We start from the raw sequence: 17,633 nt of genomic DNA, 5'->3' as shown, positions 1-17,633 counted from the left end.
GAACCGAATTCCATTGTGCTAGAATAGATTTAGTACCGAACTAGCTTCGGACTTACACGGTTCTCGTGACACCCTCGCGTCCAACGGCGCGGTCCAGGAACTGCGTCCGGTTTCCAGGGCCACGATCAGCGAGTACGGCCAACCCGGCACCATCTGGTGCTCACCCACGCGGCGGCCGTAGGTGTGGCAGAAACAGCGCTGCGGGCACGTCACCCCGTCGGGACGCAGCCACGACGACACATCGACCGCCAACACCAGTCGCCCGTCGGCGGCACGCGGCAACGGCAACCCCGCCAGTGTCGTACGCAGCCGGGCGATCTCGACCCGCCCGCAGTTGAGCGCGTCGTAGACCGCGCCGTGTCCGCGCCGATGTTCGGGCACCAGCGACAACCCGGCCAACGACGCGACCGGTCCCTGCCCGCACAACACCGCGTCCACCAGCTCGAACAACGCGTCCGCCCGTCTGCTCAAGCAGAAGTAGAAGTCCTCACGGAACATCCTCAGCTCTTCGAGCGCAGCCACGGAGCCGGGATCATGCACACTGAACATCGAAGTCCTCGGGATGAGATTTGTTCTATTGCAAGAGGAATCATCAGCCAAGGACTTCGCAAACTGTGAGACCGACCGCCCGCCTCATCAGCCGGAGGATAAATCTCAAGCTAAGATAGGGGCGGGGAGGGGTCCGGGCTGCGAGCGTGCCGAACCGTGCGGCGGGTGCTCCGATCCGCGCCTCTCCCGTGCCGTGCCGCACCGGTGGGCACCGTGCCGCACCAGAGGTCGGAATCACCATTGCCCCATCGGATTTGCGATTCGCGGCTGTCATGCACCATAACAGCGAATCCGGGCGGGGGCTGGATCGGCTTCTTCTTCTAGGCTCTCCACTGGGAGGGGGGAACCGGTGAACATGGAACCAGAAGAAATACGCCGGTCTGGCGTGAGTTGATCCGAAATGCTTGCCGAAGACCTCGGCGATTATGAGCCGTCCGCTGACTTCTGCGAACCGGGCTTTGATTCCGCCGATGCGAGGTGCCGGGTGGTGGCGATGACCGTGGAGCGTGCAGGGTCGATGATCCACGGACCTGGCGGTGGTGTGGCCACGGCGTTCGCCTCAGGTTTGAGCTGGATCTCGCCGACCGTGCCGGTGCCGGATGCGGAGATGTGGGCGACTGGCTGGTGGCCGGGTGCGGTCACGACGGCGGTGAGCATGCCGGGGGCAGAACTGCGGTGGTGGTTGTGCCGGTCGCGTCGGCTTCGGTGCGGTCGAGCTGGTGTCTATTGAAGTCGGTGACGGTCAGCACCGCGCCCGGGCTGGGCCAGCCTTCGTGGTTAGGATTTTGGCGGTCAGGCCGGTCATGATGTCTCCGTGGATGGTTCGAGTCCGGTGCCGTGCCCGGGGTTCGACGTCGTAGCCGAGTTCGACCGGGCGGTCGATCTCGCCGCCACTGACGCTCACGCGGCTCGTCACCGGGGATAGCCGCGGGCAACGACGGTGTAGCCGCCTTCGGCGAGGTCGGTCAGGGTGTAGCGGCCGTGCTCGTCGGTCCGGGCGGTGCCGACGGGATGCCGGCGTCGTCGAGCACGGTGACTTGGCGTTGGGGCACCACCTGGCCGTCGGCCCACACGGTGCTGCTCAGCACGGCCATGGGGTGAGTTCGAGATCGTGGCGCAGCAGGCCCGGTTTCGGGCATGACCAGCGTGGTGGCGGTGGGCCGCATGTGCTCGCGGCCGACGCGACCAGGATATGGTTCCGGCCTCGACGCCTTGGCAGGTGTAGTTGCCGTCCGCGTCGGTGATGGGCGCATCGACGACCTCGGAGCGCGGGTCGGTGATGGTGACGCCGGGCAGGGGTTCGCCGCATCGTAGGCGAGCTGTTCGAGACCTTCGGGCCCGTGCTCGATCACGCGATATCTGGCCTTGCGGATCGCTCGCACGAGCCGGACCAATTGCGCGCCTGGAAGATCGGCGCCCTCCAGCGTCGCGTTGGGACCAGGATCGTGGGCAGCAGCGTCCATGAGCGGGCTCCTGCTAGACCCTATCGATTTGGCTATTACAGCTACTTGCTTGAGGACGACTATGCTCACGGACGCAATAGCCCGCGCCCAGGCGGGCTTCGCCTTGGACAGCAGCGGTCTCGATCGACACGAGGGGCGGACCATGCTGACGCGCAGGGGGGGCGAGCAGTCTGGTCGGCGATGCGTGTGGCAGCGCGGTGCATCGACCGGACGGCAATGGCCGCGCTCGGGTTCACCCGCGTGTGATCGGTTCCGGGCGTGGGCTATTGCGCCGTATGGACGGCGAGGAAGGCTTCGATCTCATGGATCCCGCGGGCCGCATCCCGGGCCTCGTTCAGGCGCCGCCATCGCAATGGTGGGAACTCGTTGCGCAACGGGACGCACTCGGCGAGAACGCCGCAGCAACTGGCCCCGGTCAGAACCAGCCCGTACAGCAACTGCCATGCCAGAAACTGCCCGACGTCCAGCAGCCCACCGTAGAACTCGCGCCAACTCCAGTGGATCATCGCTTCACCTCCGGCCGCGAACGGCTGCGGTGTCGCCCGAGTCGACGGCACCGCCGACGGAATTACTTGGAAAACCCAACTAAATCAGATCTTACTCCCAGGCTGGGCGCAGCGGAGTCTATTTCCCTGCCTCCGGCTGCTGGAGATCGCGACCGTAACCGAACTGCGCCCTCGATGCTCGGTGCCCGGCAAGAAATCCGATGTCCTTGTGGTGGAGCCGAACTCGCGCGGCCGTCCTGCGCAGAGTCGTGGGTCCGTGTGATGTGAGGGCCACTTGTCTCTTGAGTGGCGTGCCGACGAACGAGTTCGTATAGGCAGAGGCAGGATCGATTGTCGCAGAGCCGGTTTGGATCATTCGACGCGGCGGCGTCGGAAGGGGTCCGGAGCTTCCGTCACTGTTCAGAGAGGTTGATGATCTCGGTTGCGAGATCGGCTACCGGCATCGCCCTATGCCGCCGCGAAACACGGTTGGGGAGGTCCCGCCCTCGGAGTGGGATCTCCCCAACCGTAGGGATCTACTTCGCCAATAGGCATGAATCACGCTGTATAGCAACAGCTTTGAGCGTTGACTTGCTGCCTGTCTTGTTGTATCAGCGTCGATCCGCACGAAGTCCGAACGGGAAGGCGAAGGCAGTGGACGGCATCGAACAATCGCCGATTCCGTTGCCCGCGATCCAAGCCCGTTGGTCCGATGAACCTGCTGCGTTCATTGCACGGTCCGAGCAGCATCTGGGGTAGTGGCTACTGACGCGCGGTCATCGTTGGCTGCCGTCGACGGCTTGAACGAGACGATCGACCCGGGTCGACGGACAAGGCTGCCCAGGGGTGCGGATGATGAGGATGTCGCAGGGGGGCTTTGCGGGCGAGTCGGACGAGGATGGTCTCGATGAAGCGGCGGCGCGGGTGTGGGTTTCGATGGCGGGTCCACCGTGGGTGGTGGCGAGGACGGTGTCGGTGGGGTGGCGCCGCGCAGCCCGTCGAGGTCGGGGCCGAGGGTTCGGGTGTTGATGGGGTGGTGGACGCAGGTGATGTGCAGGGTGGCGTGGCGAGTGCAGGCCAACTCGGCGGCGTCGGCGACGGGTGAGGCGGCGGCGAAGCCTGGCCTGCTATCCAAGGGCAGAGGGATGCAAGACCGGCGATCTGGTGACGAGACTTCCATTTCAATCTTGCTATTCCCATGTGGCGCAGACGATTACGAGTACGTCAGTTGCATCGATTGTGCCAGCCTCGCGAGCTATTGGCGGGCGTGAATCAGGGGCGGGGGTGTGTACGCAGGCTGATTGCTTCCTGGACGGGCTGGATGCCTTCCACCGTTACCGCGCACTATCCGAAGCGGCTGCTGGGCCCGATCCCCTCCTGGATCAACGAGCTCACCTACGAACCCGTTGCTGCGGCATCCTGCCGACCCCGGTCTTGTGCTTGCTTCCGGGCCTGCTGATCGTACCGGTCGTCGGAAGGCTCGATGCGCGGCGCGCGCTGACGTTCACCGAGCATCTGTTGGCCAGCATCTTGTCCGCACGGGCGAAGGCCGTCGTTGTGGATATCACAGGCTTGCCTCCGATCGACATAGTCGTGGCCAATCACCTCATCGCCACGGTGAGCACATGCCGTCTGATGGGTGCGACCCTTGTATTCACGGGCCTTTCCGCCGAAGTCGCGCGGTCGCTCGTCGACATAGGAGCCCACACCAGCGAGATGACCACCTTCGCCGATCTGCAAAGTGGAGTCGAGCATGCCGCGCGACTGATCGGCTACGAGAAGGTGTACGTCGGCCGATCCTGACTGGCAGTGTCTCGATCGCCCGTGAGGGAGGCTGGCATCCTGAGGTGTCCGAACGCCGTTCCTGCCGGATGGCCGGGCAATCATGGTCGGTGCAATGGCTGGCGGCCGGCGATCGACGAGAGCGAGAAGAGGTTGCGGGAGCGGCTGTGACGGGACCTCGCGTACACATCCGCAGTGGCGATATCCCACAGCGCACGCACTCTGCCGGGCGGGCCGGTCCGGTGGGGGTCTCTACCAGGCGGGCCCTCCAGCCAGGTATCGGGCCGAGCAGCAGCCGAACTCACCAATCGCGTTATGCGTGTCGGAACCGCGTTATGCGTGTCGGAACTTGCTTGGAGAGCGGCCGGTCCATCGCTTGAAGGCGTGAGAGAAGTTGGTGAGGTCACTGTATCCGAGATCCCCCGCGATTTCGCTCACGGACATTGATCCGTCGAGGAGACGCAGCATCGCGCGCTCCCGCAGGAATGTCTGGCGCAATTCGCGAAAAGTGGTTCCCTCGTCGGAGAGGCGTCTCTTGAGTGTGCTGGTGGATACACAGAGCTTGTCTGCGACCGAGTGACTACCTGTCTGCGCGGGGTCCTCTTCCAGTAGTCGTCTCACTTTGTCGGAGAACGACGTGGTTCCGCTTCGGTGATCGAGTGTTTGCTGCAGATCGGCGATGGCGAGTCGATACGCGACAGGATCGGCGAAACGGCAAACCTCTTTGAGCGTGTCAGCGGGAATGTGGACGAAGGACGCGGGCGCGTCGAAAAACAGGCGTCCGGCGAGCACTTCCTGGTGGCGGGTGTGGGACGCTGGCGCCGGCCAGCTCAGATGGAGGGTGACGGTCGACATCTCGCCGGTGAGCATGTCGAGTAGCCGTAGCAGGGCCGATCCGCCATAGGTGACGACCAGGTAATCCAGACCAGGATCGCTGGTGTGTCCGGTGAGCACCACGGTCAGGCCGTTGTCGCTCGGATGAAACAGGGGACTGAGGGCTGTTGAGATCAACGGCAGAAAAGCGAGTAGCTCCACGATCTCAGCCACCGAGCCAGCGCTGACCAGTGGCACGCTCAGCGGCCCGAACGATGTCAGCTGGGCCTGCTCGGCGAACGACAATCCCAGCATCGTTGCCTGATCGACGTCGAGGTCTGGGTAGACCTCCCGAAACCATCGCAACGGCACCTGAACGTCACGTTTGACCAGTGCCGCCTCGACGGTTCCCTCACGAGCCATGATGTGACGAAACCGGGCGGTGGCGTCCGGTCCGAGCGCTTGGCTCTCGAGAAGTTGGACGAACGCCAGCGGTGGAACGCCCGCGTTGCTGTGGCTGTTCACTGGCTGCCCCTTCGGCTGAGCCAAATTCACAACTATCTGGCTCCAGTAACCATAGCCGCAGCCTGCATCGCCGACAAGACTCTTAACAAGTATTAGCACCGAGAGGTTTGGTCATGGCAGTTGTCACCTTTATCAGTCACGACGGCGAGAAGCACGCAGCGTCGTTGGTCGAAGGCCAGTCGTTGATGCAGGTCGCGACAAATAACGCGGTGCCAGGTATCGATGGCGACTGCGGAGGAGAGGCCGCGTGCGGAACCTGTCATGTGATCGTCGAGCCGCAGTGGTCGGAGACGGTGGGGCCGTCCGGCTCCAATGAGGAGGAGATGCTCGCGATGAACCCCGAACGTCAACCGACCTCCCGGCTTTCCTGCCAGATGGCCGTCTCCGAGGCGTGGGACGGCCTAACCGTCCAGTTGCCCGAGTTCCAGATGTGACAACGAGAGAAAACGATCAGACATGATGAAGATTCCTGGCGGGATCACCGAGAAGGTTCAGTCCACTATCCCGATGGAGTTGCAGATCCGGGGTGCGCATCTATACGACAGGACCCTGCGATGGGTGACGGGGACCGACGGGAAGAAGCTCTTCGTCGAAAGCCCGATCCCGCCAGTCGAGGACGTCGAGCTCGCTGAGGTCGATCTCAGCAACCCGTTCCTGTACCGCCAAGGACGCTGGCGGTCCTACTACGAGCGTCTGCGCAACGAGGCTCCGGTCCACTATCAGCCGAACAGTCCGTTCGGGCCGTTCTGGTCCGTTACCCGGCATGCCGACATCATTGCGGTCGACAAGAACCACGAGGTCTTTTCGGCCGAGCCGTTCATCATCATCGGAGCCCCGCCCCGTTTCATGGATATCGCGATGTTCATCGCGATGGACCCGCCACGACACGACCTGCAGCGGTCTGCTGTCCAAGGTGTGGTCGCGCCGAAGAACCTGCGTGAGATGGAGGGCCTGATCCGATCGCGCGTCCGAGAGGTACTTGACAACCTTCCCGTCGATGAGCCGTTCGACTGGGTACAGAGCGTCTCGATCGAATTGACCGCGCGGATGCTCGCGACACTACTGGACTTCCCGTACGAACAGCGACGCAAGCTCGTCTACTGGTCAGACCTCGCAAGCTCGATGGAGCAAGCCAACGGCGGCCCCTCCGACAACGACGAGGTGTTCCGCGGCATGGTCGACATGGCGCGAGGTCTCAGCGCCCTATGGCACGACAAGGCTGCCCGCACTGCTGCCGGGGAGGAACCCGGCTTCGACCTGATCACCCTGCTGCAGGGCAACAAGAATACCAAGGACCTGATCGACCGTCCGATGGAGTTCTTGGGCAACTTGGTGCTACTGATCGTCGGCGGCAACGACACCACCCGAAACTCGATGAGTGGTGGTGTTCTTGCGCTGAACCAGTTCCCTGACCAATTCGAGAAGCTGAAGGCGAACCCCGCCCTGATCCCCAACATGGTGTCGGAGATCATCCGGTGGCAAACCCCGCTGGCCTATATGCGCCGGATAGCCAAGACCGACACCGTGCTGAACGGCCAATTCATTCGCAAGGGTGACAAGGTCGTGATGTGGTACGCCTCGGGCAACCGCGACGAAAGCGTCTTCGAGCGACCCGATGAGCTGATCATCGACCGGGCCAACGCACGAAATCATATCTCGTTCGGGTTCGGCGTCCACCGTTGCATGGGTAACCGGCTCGCCGAGCTCCAGTTGCGGATCCTCTGGGAGGAGCTGCTTCCTCGCTTCGAGAACATCGAGGTCGTCGGCGAGCCGGAGTACGTGCAGTCGAACTTCGTGAGGGGCATCAGCAAAATGATGGTCCAGCTCACCCCGAGGCAGAGCGCATGACCTCGCGACGAGCTGTGGTCGTCGGAGCCAGCCATGCTGGGGCCCAACTCGCGACCAGTCTCCGCCAGGAAGGCTGGACCAGCGAGATCGTCCTCATCGGCAATGAGTCGGTGCCGCCCTACCATCGGCCGCCGCTGTCGAAGGCTTATCTCGCAGGCAAGAGCACACTTGACGCTCTCGCGATCCGCATGCCCGATTTCTACGCCAAGCAGGGGATCCGCCTTCTGGATGCGACGGTACGGTCGATCGATCGCTCGGCAGCGCACCTCCTGCTGGACACTGGCGACACATTGCCCTACGAAAAGCTCGCCCTGTGCACCGGTGCGCGCCCTCGACGGCTGACTGCGCCGGGAGCAGACCTCCCAGGTATCTACTATCTGCGCACCGCCGCAGACGCCGAGTCGATTCGAGAAGTCGCCGGGGCCGGGCGACGAGCGGTGATCATCGGCGGGGGCTACATCGGCTTGGAGACCGCAGCCTCATTGCGTGCACTGGGCCTGGAAGTCACCGTGCTCGAGGCCGCCGAACGCGTCCTCGGACGGGTCACCGCACCCGAAGTATCGGCATTCTTCACCCGAATCCACCACGGTGAAGGGGTGACCATCCGGACCGGAGCCGTGGTCGAGGCACTGTCCGGCGACAGCCGCATTCGTGAAGTCCTTTTGGTCGGCGGCGAATCAATATCAGCCGACCTCGTCATCGTCGGCATCGGCGTCGAGCCCAACACCGAGCTCGCCGCAGCCGCTGGCCTGGCCGTCGACAACGGCATCGTGATCGACGACCAAGCACGAACCAGTGCCCCCGACATCGTGGCCGCCGGGGACTGCGCCAGCCACGACATGGCCCGCTACGGCCGTCGAATACGGCTCGAGTCCGTCGCGAGCGCAGGCGAGCAGGCCAAGGTCGCCGCCGCGACGCTCTGCGGGAAGAACAAGGAGATCGCCGCACTCCCATGGTTCTGGTCAGATCAATACGATCTCAAGCTCCAGATCGCGGGCCTCAACACCGGATACGACGAAGTCGTCCTCAGCGGAGACCCCGAACGAGACCGCGACTTCACGTGCTTCTACCTCCGCTCCGGGGAACTCATCGCCGCGGACTGCGTCAACCGACCCCGCGACTTCATGTTCAGCAAGCGCGTCATCGCTCAGAATCTCCCCGTCGACTGGTCCGAGCTCGTGCCCGTCGGCTCGTCATGAGATGACACGCCATCATCCAGGCTGATAGACGACGGCGGGTGCTCGCATCTCAACAGAATGTCGAGACGAACGTCGCCCGGTTCTTGCCCGGGCAGAGGAGGCCATGCGCTTGGCTGATGGCTCACCACACGGCCGTCGGCGACGGTGTGGACCCTGATCCCTCGCACTCAGCGGGGCCGCCCAACGAATGGACGTCGGCGTGGTCAAACATCGACGACGCCTTCAGCAACTTCCCCCCATCAGCTTTCCGCATAGCGGATGGAAGGCGGCCTAATAGTTCGCGGTTCGGCGGTGTCTACGGGCAAATCATGTAGTGCTGGACCAGACGATGACGGAGCCACGAAGTCCTGTGTCGGCAAGAAACACGACGGGGTACCCGTCCGTACGCCACCTGGCGTATAGCCATCGCTGAGGAAGCGTTGCGCGCGGCAATGGCCGCGGTCTGCGGCAGTGTCTCGGCCTGAAATAAGGACAACAGCAAGTGACGACGTACCGCCCACGCACTGCCGCCAAAACCGTGGCTATCACTGGCGGAGCTCGAGGAATCGGATACCACACCGCGAAGGAGTTGATGCGACGAGGCCATCGGGTTGCCATTGGCGATATCGACGAGGCCCGTGCCAACGAAGCCGCTGCCGAACTCGGGGTCAAGGTTGTCACCCGTCTCGACGTGACCGACCCCGGCTCTTTCCGTGACTTCCTCGACCTCGTAGAGGAGGGTTTCGGGCCTCTCGATGTGCTGATCAACAACGCCGGTATCATGCCCACCGGGCACGCTCACGAAGAGGACGACACGGTGACTCGCCGACAGGTCGAGATCAACGTTATGGGCGTCATCTTCGGCACCAAGCTCGCACTTCAACGGATGCTGCCGCGACGTGCCGGCCACATCATCAACACCGCATCGCTGGCCGGCGAGCTCGCGGTACCCGGTCTAGCGACCTACTGCGGCACGAAATTCGCGGTGATCGGGTTCACCGATGCGGCCCGCCAGGAGTACCGCAAGTCCGGGGTGCAGCTGTCCACAGTCCGGCCCACGTTCACCAACACTGAACTCGTCGCCGGGACAGCTGGAGCCAAGGGCTTGCGCAACGCTGAACCGGAGGAGATTGCGCGAGCGACAGCCGATCTGATCGAGAGTCCACGGGCGTTCGTGCGGGTCACTCGTCTCGCCGGCGCCATGGTGGCGGCGATGAAGTTCGTTCCCAGACAGCTTGCTGCTCGGCTCAGCGAGGCTCTGGGCACCGATTCGGTGTTCCTCGACGACGTCGACATGGAGGCTCGTCATGTCTACCTGGACCGGATCCGCAACAACTGACCGCGCCTTCACATCCGCTCGTTGGTCCAGCCGTAAGGAAGTCAGATGCCCAGTACGTCTCTAATCCAGAACTACCCGCATCGGATGGGAGGGCACTGTGGCTCGGGGGCGATGCGAGATCTAATGCACTGGCATGGTCTGGGCTGGGGCGGGCCGCCCGATGAGGGCCTGGTCTTCACACTCGGCGGTGCCTTGGGGTTGTCTTACCTCCGATCCACTGACCTCGTGCCGCCGCTGTATTTGGTGGGACGAGGCGGTGATTTCGAAGTCGACTTACCCCGTCGGCTCGGCGGGCAGGTCCAGGTCCTCACGACCGACGATCCCAGCGAGGGGTGGTCTTGGGTTCGCGACGAGGTCGATGCTGGCCGGCCAAGCCTGGTGTGGGCTGACATTGCCGAACTCCCGTATCTGAGAGTCCGCCTGCAGATGAGTCGCCACGACATTGTCGTGATCGGTTATGACGAGGAGACGGGTGTTGCGTTCGTCGTGGACAACGACCGGGCCGAGGTGCAGGAGGTCCCACTTGACGCGCTGGCGCGGGCAAGGTGTTCGACGTCGTTCCCGCAACCCACGCGCCACTGCACGTATCGCATTATCTGGCCGAAGAATCTGCCCGCGATCACCGATACTGCAGCGGCTGCGTTCCGGCAGTCCGCGAACAACATGCGCTCGCCGTTCGGGGCGACCATTGCCGGTCCCGCCGCCGCAGGCGGCGCCGAAGGCATGGCCGCCGTTGAAGAATTGGTCGCCGATATCGGGACCTGGGGCAGCCTTCCCGATAACCATCTGGAGGTCCTCCTGTTCAGCCTCGGTGCCTTCATCGAGAAGGCGGGCACCGGTGGCGGGCTCTTCCGGCGCCTGCTTGCCGAAGGGTGCGCTGAGGTCGCACGACTGACCGGTGATCTCCCCAGCGCGGACCTCGCGGAAGCCGCCAGCCGTTGTGCGCAGGCATGGACCGAGACAGCCCGTGCCGGGGTCCAGCGCGATGTTGACGTGCGAGCTCGCTTGGACGCTGTGGCCCTGGCAGCCAGTCGGCTGCCACAGGTCGAGGTGGAGTTGGTGGCGGCTTTGGAGCTCGCGTCTAGTTCGTTGACGGCCGCGAGTCGCTGATCGCACCCCTGGGCACTCGGACGGTCCGATGGACCGCCGTCGGTTCGACCGCACTCGCACGAATGAAGGAATCTTATGCAAAGCACGATGATGAACGTTTCACTGACGACCGCGGCGATCCTGCGCCACGGCGCAAGCGTGCACGGCTCGGCCAGCGTTCGAACCCTACAGGCCGATGGAACCGTGAAGGTCGGCACATTCGCCGACGTTGCACGTCGATCGGCCCAGTTGGCGAACGCGCTGAGAAAACGCGGGATAAACAGCGACGAGCGGGTCGCGACTTTCATGTGGAACAACCAAGAGCACGTGGAGGCGTACTGCGCGGTGCCCTCGATGGGCGCGGTGCTGCACACCCTCAACCCCCGGCTCACCACAGAACAGCTCGCCTACATTGCCAACCACGCCGAGGACCAGGTGATCATCGTCGATGACAGCCTGGTCCCGCTCCTTGTGCCGGTGCTGCCGCAGATCAGCAGCCTGCACACCGTCGTTGTGACCGGCGATGCCGATCTCGCGCCGCTGCGCCGAGACGGTGTCACAGTCGTGAGTTACGAGGAGTTCCTCTCCGCTCAGCCCGAGACGTTCGACTGGCCCGACATCGATGAGCACTCCGCTGCGGCGATGTGCTATACCTCCGGCACCACCGGCAACCCCAAGGGCGTGGCCTACAGCCACCGATCGACATATCTCCATTCGATGGCAGCCTGCGCCGCGGACGGCCTCCGGGTCACCTCCGATGACCGCGTCCTCGCAATCGTGCCGATGTTTCACGCGAACGCCTGGGGACTGGTCTATGCCGCTCTCATGGCGGGTGCCGATCTGCTCATGCCTGAGCGGTTTTTGCAGGCGGAACCGCTCGTGCGGCTCATCGACGCCCAGAAGCCGACCATCGCAGGCGCGGTCCCGACGATTTGGAACGACGTCCTGAATTTCCTGGAGACGAACCCGGGCCATGATGTCTCTTCTCTCGGCCTGGTCGCTTGTGGTGGCTCGGCTGTACCCCTGCATCTGATGCAGATCTTTGAGGAGAAGTACGGCATTCAGATCGTCCAGGCGTGGGGAATGACCGAAACATCGCCATTGGCTGCCATCGCACGGCCGCCAGTCTCGCTCGAGGCGCAGGAGCGGTGGCGACTGCGCGCTACCCAGGGCCGTCCGGTCGCAGGAGTGGAGCTGCGACTCGTCGATGACGAGGGCAATGAGCTACCGCACGACGGCAACGCTGTCGGTGAGCTGCAAGTGCGCGGTCCCTGGATTACCGGCGCGTACTTCGGTGAAGAGGATGGTGGGGAGAAGTTTCAGGATGGCTGGTTACGCACCGGCGACGTCGGCCGAATCGATGCGCGCAGCTTCGTCACCCTGACAGACCGCACCAAGGACGTGATCAAGTCGGGCGGTGAATGGATCTCCTCGGTCGAGCTCGAGCTCCTACTCGCCGGTCACCCAGACGTGTTCGAGGCGTCCGTGATCGCGGTGCCGGACGCCAAATGGCAGGAGCGACCATTGGCGGTCATCGTCGTGCGCGAGGGCAGACAGGTCACGCCGAACCAATTGCGCGACTTCCTTGAGGGCAAGGTTGCCAGGTGGTGGCTGCCCGAGCGTTGGTGCTTCCTCTCCGAGGTGCCGAAGACCTCAGTCGGCAAGTTCGACAAGAAGCGCTTGCGTTCCCTTCACACCGACGGCGAACTGGCCGTAATCGAAATCTAGGAATCCCGCTCTCATTCGGAGATCTGGGTGGAAAGAGACGAGACGTGACACGTGTGGCCGGAGTGGACGACCCGGGCGATCATCGCGCACAGGAGGACATCGGTGAAGGGGATGCCCGAGACGATGGGGAAATGATTTCCCGGTGGACCGCACACCTCGCCGGTCAGGACACGGTGGGGTTCGGCCAAAAGCTGCCACCACACTCCGCGGAGTGCGCCGGATGTGGGCCAGACAACCCCGCCAGTCTGGGGTTGCATGTGGTGCGCACCGCTACGGGCGTCGAGGCGATCCACGTCTTCTCCGACGCCCAGGTCGGTGCTCCAGGGATAGCACACGGGGGCGCTGTGGCCCTCGCTTTCGACGACCTCTTCGGGTTCGCCCTGTACACGGTCGGGTCGCTCGCCGTCACACGGAGCCTCACCATCGATTATCAGGCGCCGTTCCGGCTCCACCATCCCTACAGATTTCACGCACAGGTCCTCGAGCGTGAAGGACGTCGGCTCCTGCTCCACGCTGACGCGTGGGACGTCGCCGACAGAATAGCGGGATCGGCCGATGCTACGTTCGTCGTGGTCGGGCCGCGACATTTCGCCTCGAGCGCCGAGCCAAGCCCTGGCAAGAACGACTGTCGGCCGTCAACGTGAGATCCGATGTCTATGTCTGCGGCGACTCCCAAAATGCTGTTAGGACGCCGCTCGCGACGGTAGGTCTGTCAGCGGCCAATTCGTTCTGGCACAGGCACAAAGTTGCTGGTGGCGTGGCTGATTGGGTCATCCGGCCGTAGGTGGCCTTTTCGCCGCCTTCAATTTCGTGACGGTGCCCTCGACAGCGCCGCTGCTCCAGGGGAGGGTCGAGTCCATTGCGGCACCGTCGTAGTCCTTGTCCAGTCCGGCTGCGAATCCTTGGAGTTGAGAGATGTCGCTGGCTCGGGCCGCCGCGGAAATCCAGGCATCCAGATGCTGACCGCGGCGGTGACGCAGCATCCCGGCGAAGTCACTGAGCGCCGCGCCATCATCGACGCGGCGCAGGGCGGGACAGCAGTCCAGGGTCCGGGTGAGGTCGGCCTGGTCGGTCCGAGGTCGATCGCGCTGCCGTTGGGATTCACCCGTGCCAAGTCGGTTCCGAAGTTCCTACATCCCGTCCGGCCTGACACGCTCGCCGGACGGCGTCTACGCCAAGTCCGTTTCACTTGCACGGTCGTCATTCGGCACGCCGTGTTCGACGACCGTGGCCGTGCCTTCGTCACCGCAAGCCCCGGTACTGCGTACTGGGAGACGCTGATACACGGCGAATGCGCAGGCCTGGCAATGAGCCCTCGATGATGTTCCAGTTGGAGAGTACACGCTATCGACTTGGAATCCGTGGGGATCCCACACAGCGACATAGTCGACCAGTTCCCGCTCGGTGATCGTGTACGAACTCAGCCGATACACATGGCCCACCTCGACGTCTTCGCCGTAGAGCACCGAGGTGGTGAGCTCGGACGTGGTCGGTCATCGCGCCCGAACCTCCGCCCGTAGCACGTGTTTGAGGATCTTTCCCGACGGGTTGCGGGGGATCTGCCTAGTCACCAAGTCGCGGGGCAGCTTGTAGTCGGAGACGTACTCGGCGGCGAACGTGCGCAGATCTTCGAGGGTCACTTCGCGTCCCTCGACAGGGGTCACGACGGCGACGATCGTCTCGCCGTAGGTTGTCGTCGAGGCGGCTGACGATCGCAACGTCCTGGACGTCCGGATGAGCCGCGAGTGTGTTCTCGACCTCGACGGAGTACACGTTGCGGCCGCCCGTGATGATCATGTCCTTGAGTCGGTCGACGATTGTGATGTAGCCGTCGGCGTCTGTGACCGCGAGATCGCCGCTGTGCAGCCAGCCATCGCGCAGCGTTCGGCCGTGGCGTCGGGTTTGTTCCAGTACGCCTTCATGATGGTCTCGCCGCGTACGATCATCTCGCCGGTCTCGCCTACGGCGACATCGTTGCCGTCTAGGTCGACCAGCCGCACCTCGGCATTGTTGATCGACCATCGTCCGGTGGCATCGGGGCGGGCCTTCACGTCCTCGGGGGGTCGAATAGATGCCGGTGGGGCCGCCCTCGGTCTGGCCACACAGTTGGAAGAACCCCACCTCCGGCAGGGTCGCGACCAACTTCTCCACTGTGCTCGGAGGCATCGGTGCGGCCCCGAAGAAACCGAGTCTCCACGCCGAAAGATCCCGTTCGGGAAGATCGGGCATCTTCAAGATCAGCTGATACATGGTCGGGACGCCCAGGAACGCGGTGATGCGATGCCGCTCCAGTGCATCGACGACTGCGGCGGGCTCGAACGTCGGCAGTACGACGTGGGTGGTGCCGATGGAAAATCCGGACAGCACCATGAGTGCGAGTTCCGCGCTGTGGTACATCGGCGCGACATGCAGCTGCCGGTCGAACGAGTTCAGTCCCAGTGCGCTCATCGAATGCCCGACCCACAGCACGCGGTGGTGGTCGAACAGCGCGCCCTTGGGTGAGCCGGTGGTTCCCGAGGTGTAGATGATCATGCAGTCGTCGTCCTCGACGACCTCGACCGGCGGCTCGTTCTCCGGCATCTCCGACCTGGTGGGGGTGAAGTCGTCAAATCCGGGCGCTCCGTCCAAAGCGAAGATTTTGGCGGTCAGCACCGACTTGAGCTGTGCTAGCCCCCGGACCGCCTCGACCGTGTCGCCGCCGAACAGCAGCACAGACGCGCCGGAGTCGTCGAGCAGGTATTGCATCGCGCGCCGTGGCACGTGGGTTGAGGGGGACTGCAATCGCGCCGATCTTGAACGCTCCGTACAGCGCGAGGATGAAGCAGTCGGAGTTCGGCGACAGCACCGCCACCCGATCACCCTTGCGCACGTCGAGCGATAACAGCGCGTGCGCGTACTGATTGATCTCGGCGTCGAGTTCGCGGTAGGTGCGTTCGGTATCGCCGAACACTAGTGCGCTGCGGTGCGGATGCCGTCGCGCGTTGATCGACAATTGTCCGCCGAGTGTTGCCATGATGTCTCCGTCAATCGATTGTGTTTACGGGCGGTGTAGTTCGGATCTGCGCACTGTGGCGGCGGTACGCTCGCGGAAGTCCAGGTGCCCAGGAACTCGAACCGTCCGTCGCGTCCGCACTCCGGAACGCACCGCGCGCGGACGCGACGAGTGCTTTCTTCGTCAGTTCCAGGGCCCGCCGCGCGGCGGGCAGCGAGCTATGGGGTCACGGAATCCGCCTGCTCTGCGAACTAAGCGTCGGATATGACTCGGGAGAGACCGTACGGTGGAGGGCAGTCGATCCCCGATCAGGGCCATCTCGGCGACCCGCGCCCGGTTGATCGGCGCGGCGACCAATCCGGGTGGCGCCACAGTCGGGCATTAGCCCGATGGTGATGAACGGCAGCAGGAAGTACGCGCTCTCGGCGGCGAAAACCAGATCCGCTGCGCAGGCAAGGGACGGGGCGTAACCGGCGGCCGGTCCGTTGACTGCGGTGAGGACCGGGACGGGCACCTCGATGGTCACCCGAATCGCCTCGTCACCGGCAGGCCGCACGCAGCACAGCACCGAGTTCGCGCAGTGTGTGGCATTCAGCGCGTTCAACCGCGCCGCCCGAATCCATGGTGATCGTCAGCACGGATGCGGTCGGTCACGATACCGGCTGCCTGATCAATCACAGCGACCGCCCGATGAGCAACTTCATGATCTCGTTGGTGCCGCCATAGATCTTCTGTACTCGCGCTGCCGCGTACATCTGGGCGATGGGGTATTCCATCATGTAGCCGTAGCCGCCGAAGATCTGCAGACAGCGGTCGACGATCTCGACCTGCTTGTCCGAGCCCCACAGCTTCGACATCGACGCGGTCGCGGCGTCGAGTGTGCCGTCCAGATAGCGCTGGATACAGTGATCCATCAGCGTCTTACCGGCCAACACCTCGGTCTTGCATTCGGCGAGAACGAACTGGGTGTTCTGGAAGTCGAGGATCGGTGCGCCGAACGCATGGCGTTCCTTGGCGTAGCGGATCGCTTCGATCACGGCCGCTTCGGCCATGGCGACCCCAGAGATGCCCAGGATGAGGCGCTCCCGGGGCAACTGCTCCATCAGCTGGTAAAAGCCCTTACCTTCGATTCCGCCGAGGAGGTTCTCGGCCGGGATCCGCATGTCGGTGAAGGACAGCTCGCGGGTGTCCTGCCCGTGCTGGCCGATCTTGTTCAGTACCCGTCCGCGTTCGAACCCGTCAAGCCCCTGGGTCTCGGCGACGAGCAGGGAAATGCCTTTGGCACCTTGCGTGGGGTCGTTCTTGGCGACGATGACGAGCAGGTCGCAATGAGTCGCGTTGGAGATGAACGTCTTCGAGCCGTTCACCACGTAGTGGTCGCCGTCGCGGATCGCGGTGGTGCGTACCGATTGCAGGTCCGAGCCAGTGCCGGGTTCGGTCATCGCGATACCGACGACCAGTTCCCCGCTCGCCATCCCCGGGATCCACCGTCGTTTCTGCTCGTCGGTGGCGTAGGCGCTGATGTAGTGCGCGACGATCGTCGAGTGGATGCTGAAGCCGAACGCGGTGTCGTGGGCGAGCGCCAGTTCCTGTTGGACGATGGCCTCGTGCCCGAAATTGCCGCCCCCGCCCCCGAATTCCTCGGGCAGGCCCAGACACAGCAGGCCCGCGGCTCCGGCCTTGGTCCAGAAACCGCGGTCCACGTGGTGCTGGGCTGCCCAGCGTTCCTGGTTGGGCGTGGCTTCCTTGCGGAAGAACTCGGCAGCGTGCTTGCGCAGCAGCGCCTGGTCGTCGGTCTCCCACGGGGATCGGTACTCGGGGAACAATTCGCTCATGATCGGG

Annotated in this window: 15 protein-coding genes and 1 pseudogene; 9 read left to right on the top strand and 7 right to left on the bottom strand. The window is 63.9% G+C overall.

Annotated features, from left to right (window positions below):
- Positions 1 to 18: 18 nt before the first annotated feature.
- The 3 genes from A5789_RS18950 to A5789_RS18940 form a co-directional block, all read right to left on the bottom strand.
- Positions 19 to 549 carry a transposase gene (locus tag A5789_RS18950; RefSeq protein ID WP_064907137.1) on the bottom strand — a complete coding sequence of 177 codons (531 nt, stop codon included), beginning with the start codon at positions 547 to 549 and terminating at the stop codon, positions 19 to 21.
- A gap of 965 nt (positions 550 to 1,514) precedes the next feature.
- The gene (locus A5789_RS38295; protein WP_255401992.1) at positions 1,515 to 1,643 is read right to left on the bottom strand and encodes a hypothetical protein; all 129 of its coding nucleotides are present in this window, start codon (positions 1,641 to 1,643) and stop codon (positions 1,515 to 1,517) included.
- Between the two features lie 632 nt (positions 1,644 to 2,275).
- Complete coding sequence (locus tag A5789_RS18940) at positions 2,276 to 2,518, bottom strand: hypothetical protein (protein ID WP_064907139.1); 243 nt, start codon at positions 2,516 to 2,518, stop codon at positions 2,276 to 2,278.
- A 1,263-nt stretch (positions 2,519 to 3,781) separates the two neighbouring features.
- On the opposite strand from A5789_RS18940, the gene A5789_RS18930 reads away from it, so the two are divergent.
- Positions 3,782 to 4,300, top strand: coding sequence for an STAS domain-containing protein (locus A5789_RS18930; protein ID WP_082940807.1), 519 nt, complete (start codon positions 3,782 to 3,784; stop codon positions 4,298 to 4,300).
- A gap of 312 nt (positions 4,301 to 4,612) precedes the next feature.
- Here A5789_RS18930 and A5789_RS18925 read toward each other — a convergent pair whose 3' ends face one another.
- On the bottom strand, positions 4,613 to 5,617 hold the full coding sequence (locus tag A5789_RS18925; protein WP_064907142.1) for an AraC family transcriptional regulator: 1,005 nt from the start codon (positions 5,615 to 5,617) through the stop codon (positions 4,613 to 4,615).
- Positions 5,618 to 5,730: 113 nt separating this feature from the next.
- Here A5789_RS18925 and A5789_RS18920 point away from each other — a divergent pair, with 113 nt between their 5' ends.
- The 8 genes from A5789_RS18920 to A5789_RS18885 all read left to right on the top strand — a co-directional run bounded on the left by A5789_RS18920 (position 5,731) and on the right by A5789_RS18885 (position 14,121).
- The gene (locus A5789_RS18920) at positions 5,731 to 6,051 is read left to right on the top strand and encodes a 2Fe-2S iron-sulfur cluster-binding protein (RefSeq protein ID WP_064907143.1); all 321 of its coding nucleotides are present in this window, start codon (positions 5,731 to 5,733) and stop codon (positions 6,049 to 6,051) included.
- 25 nt (positions 6,052 to 6,076) lie between these two features.
- Entirely contained in the window at positions 6,077 to 7,465 is a 1,389-nt protein-coding gene (locus A5789_RS18915; RefSeq protein ID WP_064907165.1) for a cytochrome P450, read from the top strand.
- Positions 7,462 to 8,664 (top strand): NAD(P)/FAD-dependent oxidoreductase, encoded by a 1,203-nt coding sequence (locus A5789_RS18910; RefSeq protein WP_064907144.1) that lies wholly within the window; start codon positions 7,462 to 7,464, stop codon positions 8,662 to 8,664. Before A5789_RS18915 ends, A5789_RS18910 begins: the two co-directional genes overlap by 4 nt.
- Before the next feature lie 481 nt (positions 8,665 to 9,145).
- Entirely contained in the window at positions 9,146 to 9,982 is an 837-nt protein-coding gene (locus A5789_RS18905) for an SDR family oxidoreductase (RefSeq protein ID WP_064907145.1), read from the top strand.
- Positions 9,983 to 10,027: 45 nt separating this feature from the next.
- Complete coding sequence (locus A5789_RS18900; RefSeq protein WP_064907146.1) at positions 10,028 to 11,092, top strand: BtrH N-terminal domain-containing protein; 1,065 nt, start codon at positions 10,028 to 10,030, stop codon at positions 11,090 to 11,092.
- A gap of 75 nt (positions 11,093 to 11,167) precedes the next feature.
- Positions 11,168 to 12,799 carry a long-chain fatty acid--CoA ligase gene (locus A5789_RS18895; RefSeq protein WP_064907147.1) on the top strand — a complete coding sequence of 544 codons (1,632 nt, stop codon included), beginning with the start codon at positions 11,168 to 11,170 and terminating at the stop codon, positions 12,797 to 12,799.
- A 131-nt stretch (positions 12,800 to 12,930) separates the two neighbouring features.
- Positions 12,931 to 13,443: a PaaI family thioesterase gene (locus A5789_RS18890; RefSeq protein ID WP_064907166.1), complete on the top strand. Its 513-nt coding sequence runs from the start codon at positions 12,931 to 12,933 to the stop codon at positions 13,441 to 13,443.
- A 312-nt stretch (positions 13,444 to 13,755) separates the two neighbouring features.
- Positions 13,756 to 14,121, top strand: a complete 366-nt coding sequence (locus A5789_RS18885) for a hypothetical protein (RefSeq protein ID WP_064907148.1) — start codon at positions 13,756 to 13,758, stop codon at positions 14,119 to 14,121.
- 171 nt (positions 14,122 to 14,292) lie between these two features.
- On the opposite strand, the pseudogene A5789_RS38585 reads toward A5789_RS18885, so the two are convergent.
- The 3 genes and pseudogenes from A5789_RS38585 to A5789_RS18875 form a co-directional block, all read right to left on the bottom strand.
- Positions 14,293 to 15,812: pseudogene (locus A5789_RS38585) on the bottom strand (class I adenylate-forming enzyme family protein).
- Between the two features lie 205 nt (positions 15,813 to 16,017).
- Positions 16,018 to 16,305: an enoyl-CoA hydratase-related protein gene (locus tag A5789_RS35705; RefSeq protein WP_231953387.1), complete on the bottom strand. Its 288-nt coding sequence runs from the start codon at positions 16,303 to 16,305 to the stop codon at positions 16,018 to 16,020.
- A gap of 160 nt (positions 16,306 to 16,465) precedes the next feature.
- Positions 16,466 to 17,626, bottom strand: a complete 1,161-nt coding sequence (locus tag A5789_RS18875; RefSeq protein WP_064907149.1) for an acyl-CoA dehydrogenase family protein — start codon at positions 17,624 to 17,626, stop codon at positions 16,466 to 16,468.
- Between the last annotated feature and the right edge of the window lie 7 nt (positions 17,627 to 17,633).

It is taken from the genome of Nocardia sp. 852002-51101_SCH5132738, from assembly GCF_001665695.1.
In the GTDB taxonomy this organism is placed as follows: Bacteria; Actinomycetota; Actinomycetes; order Mycobacteriales; family Mycobacteriaceae; genus Nocardia; species Nocardia nova.
The sequence above is the reverse complement of the archived record's forward strand: the minus strand, read 5'-3'. Positions and strand labels throughout refer to the sequence as shown.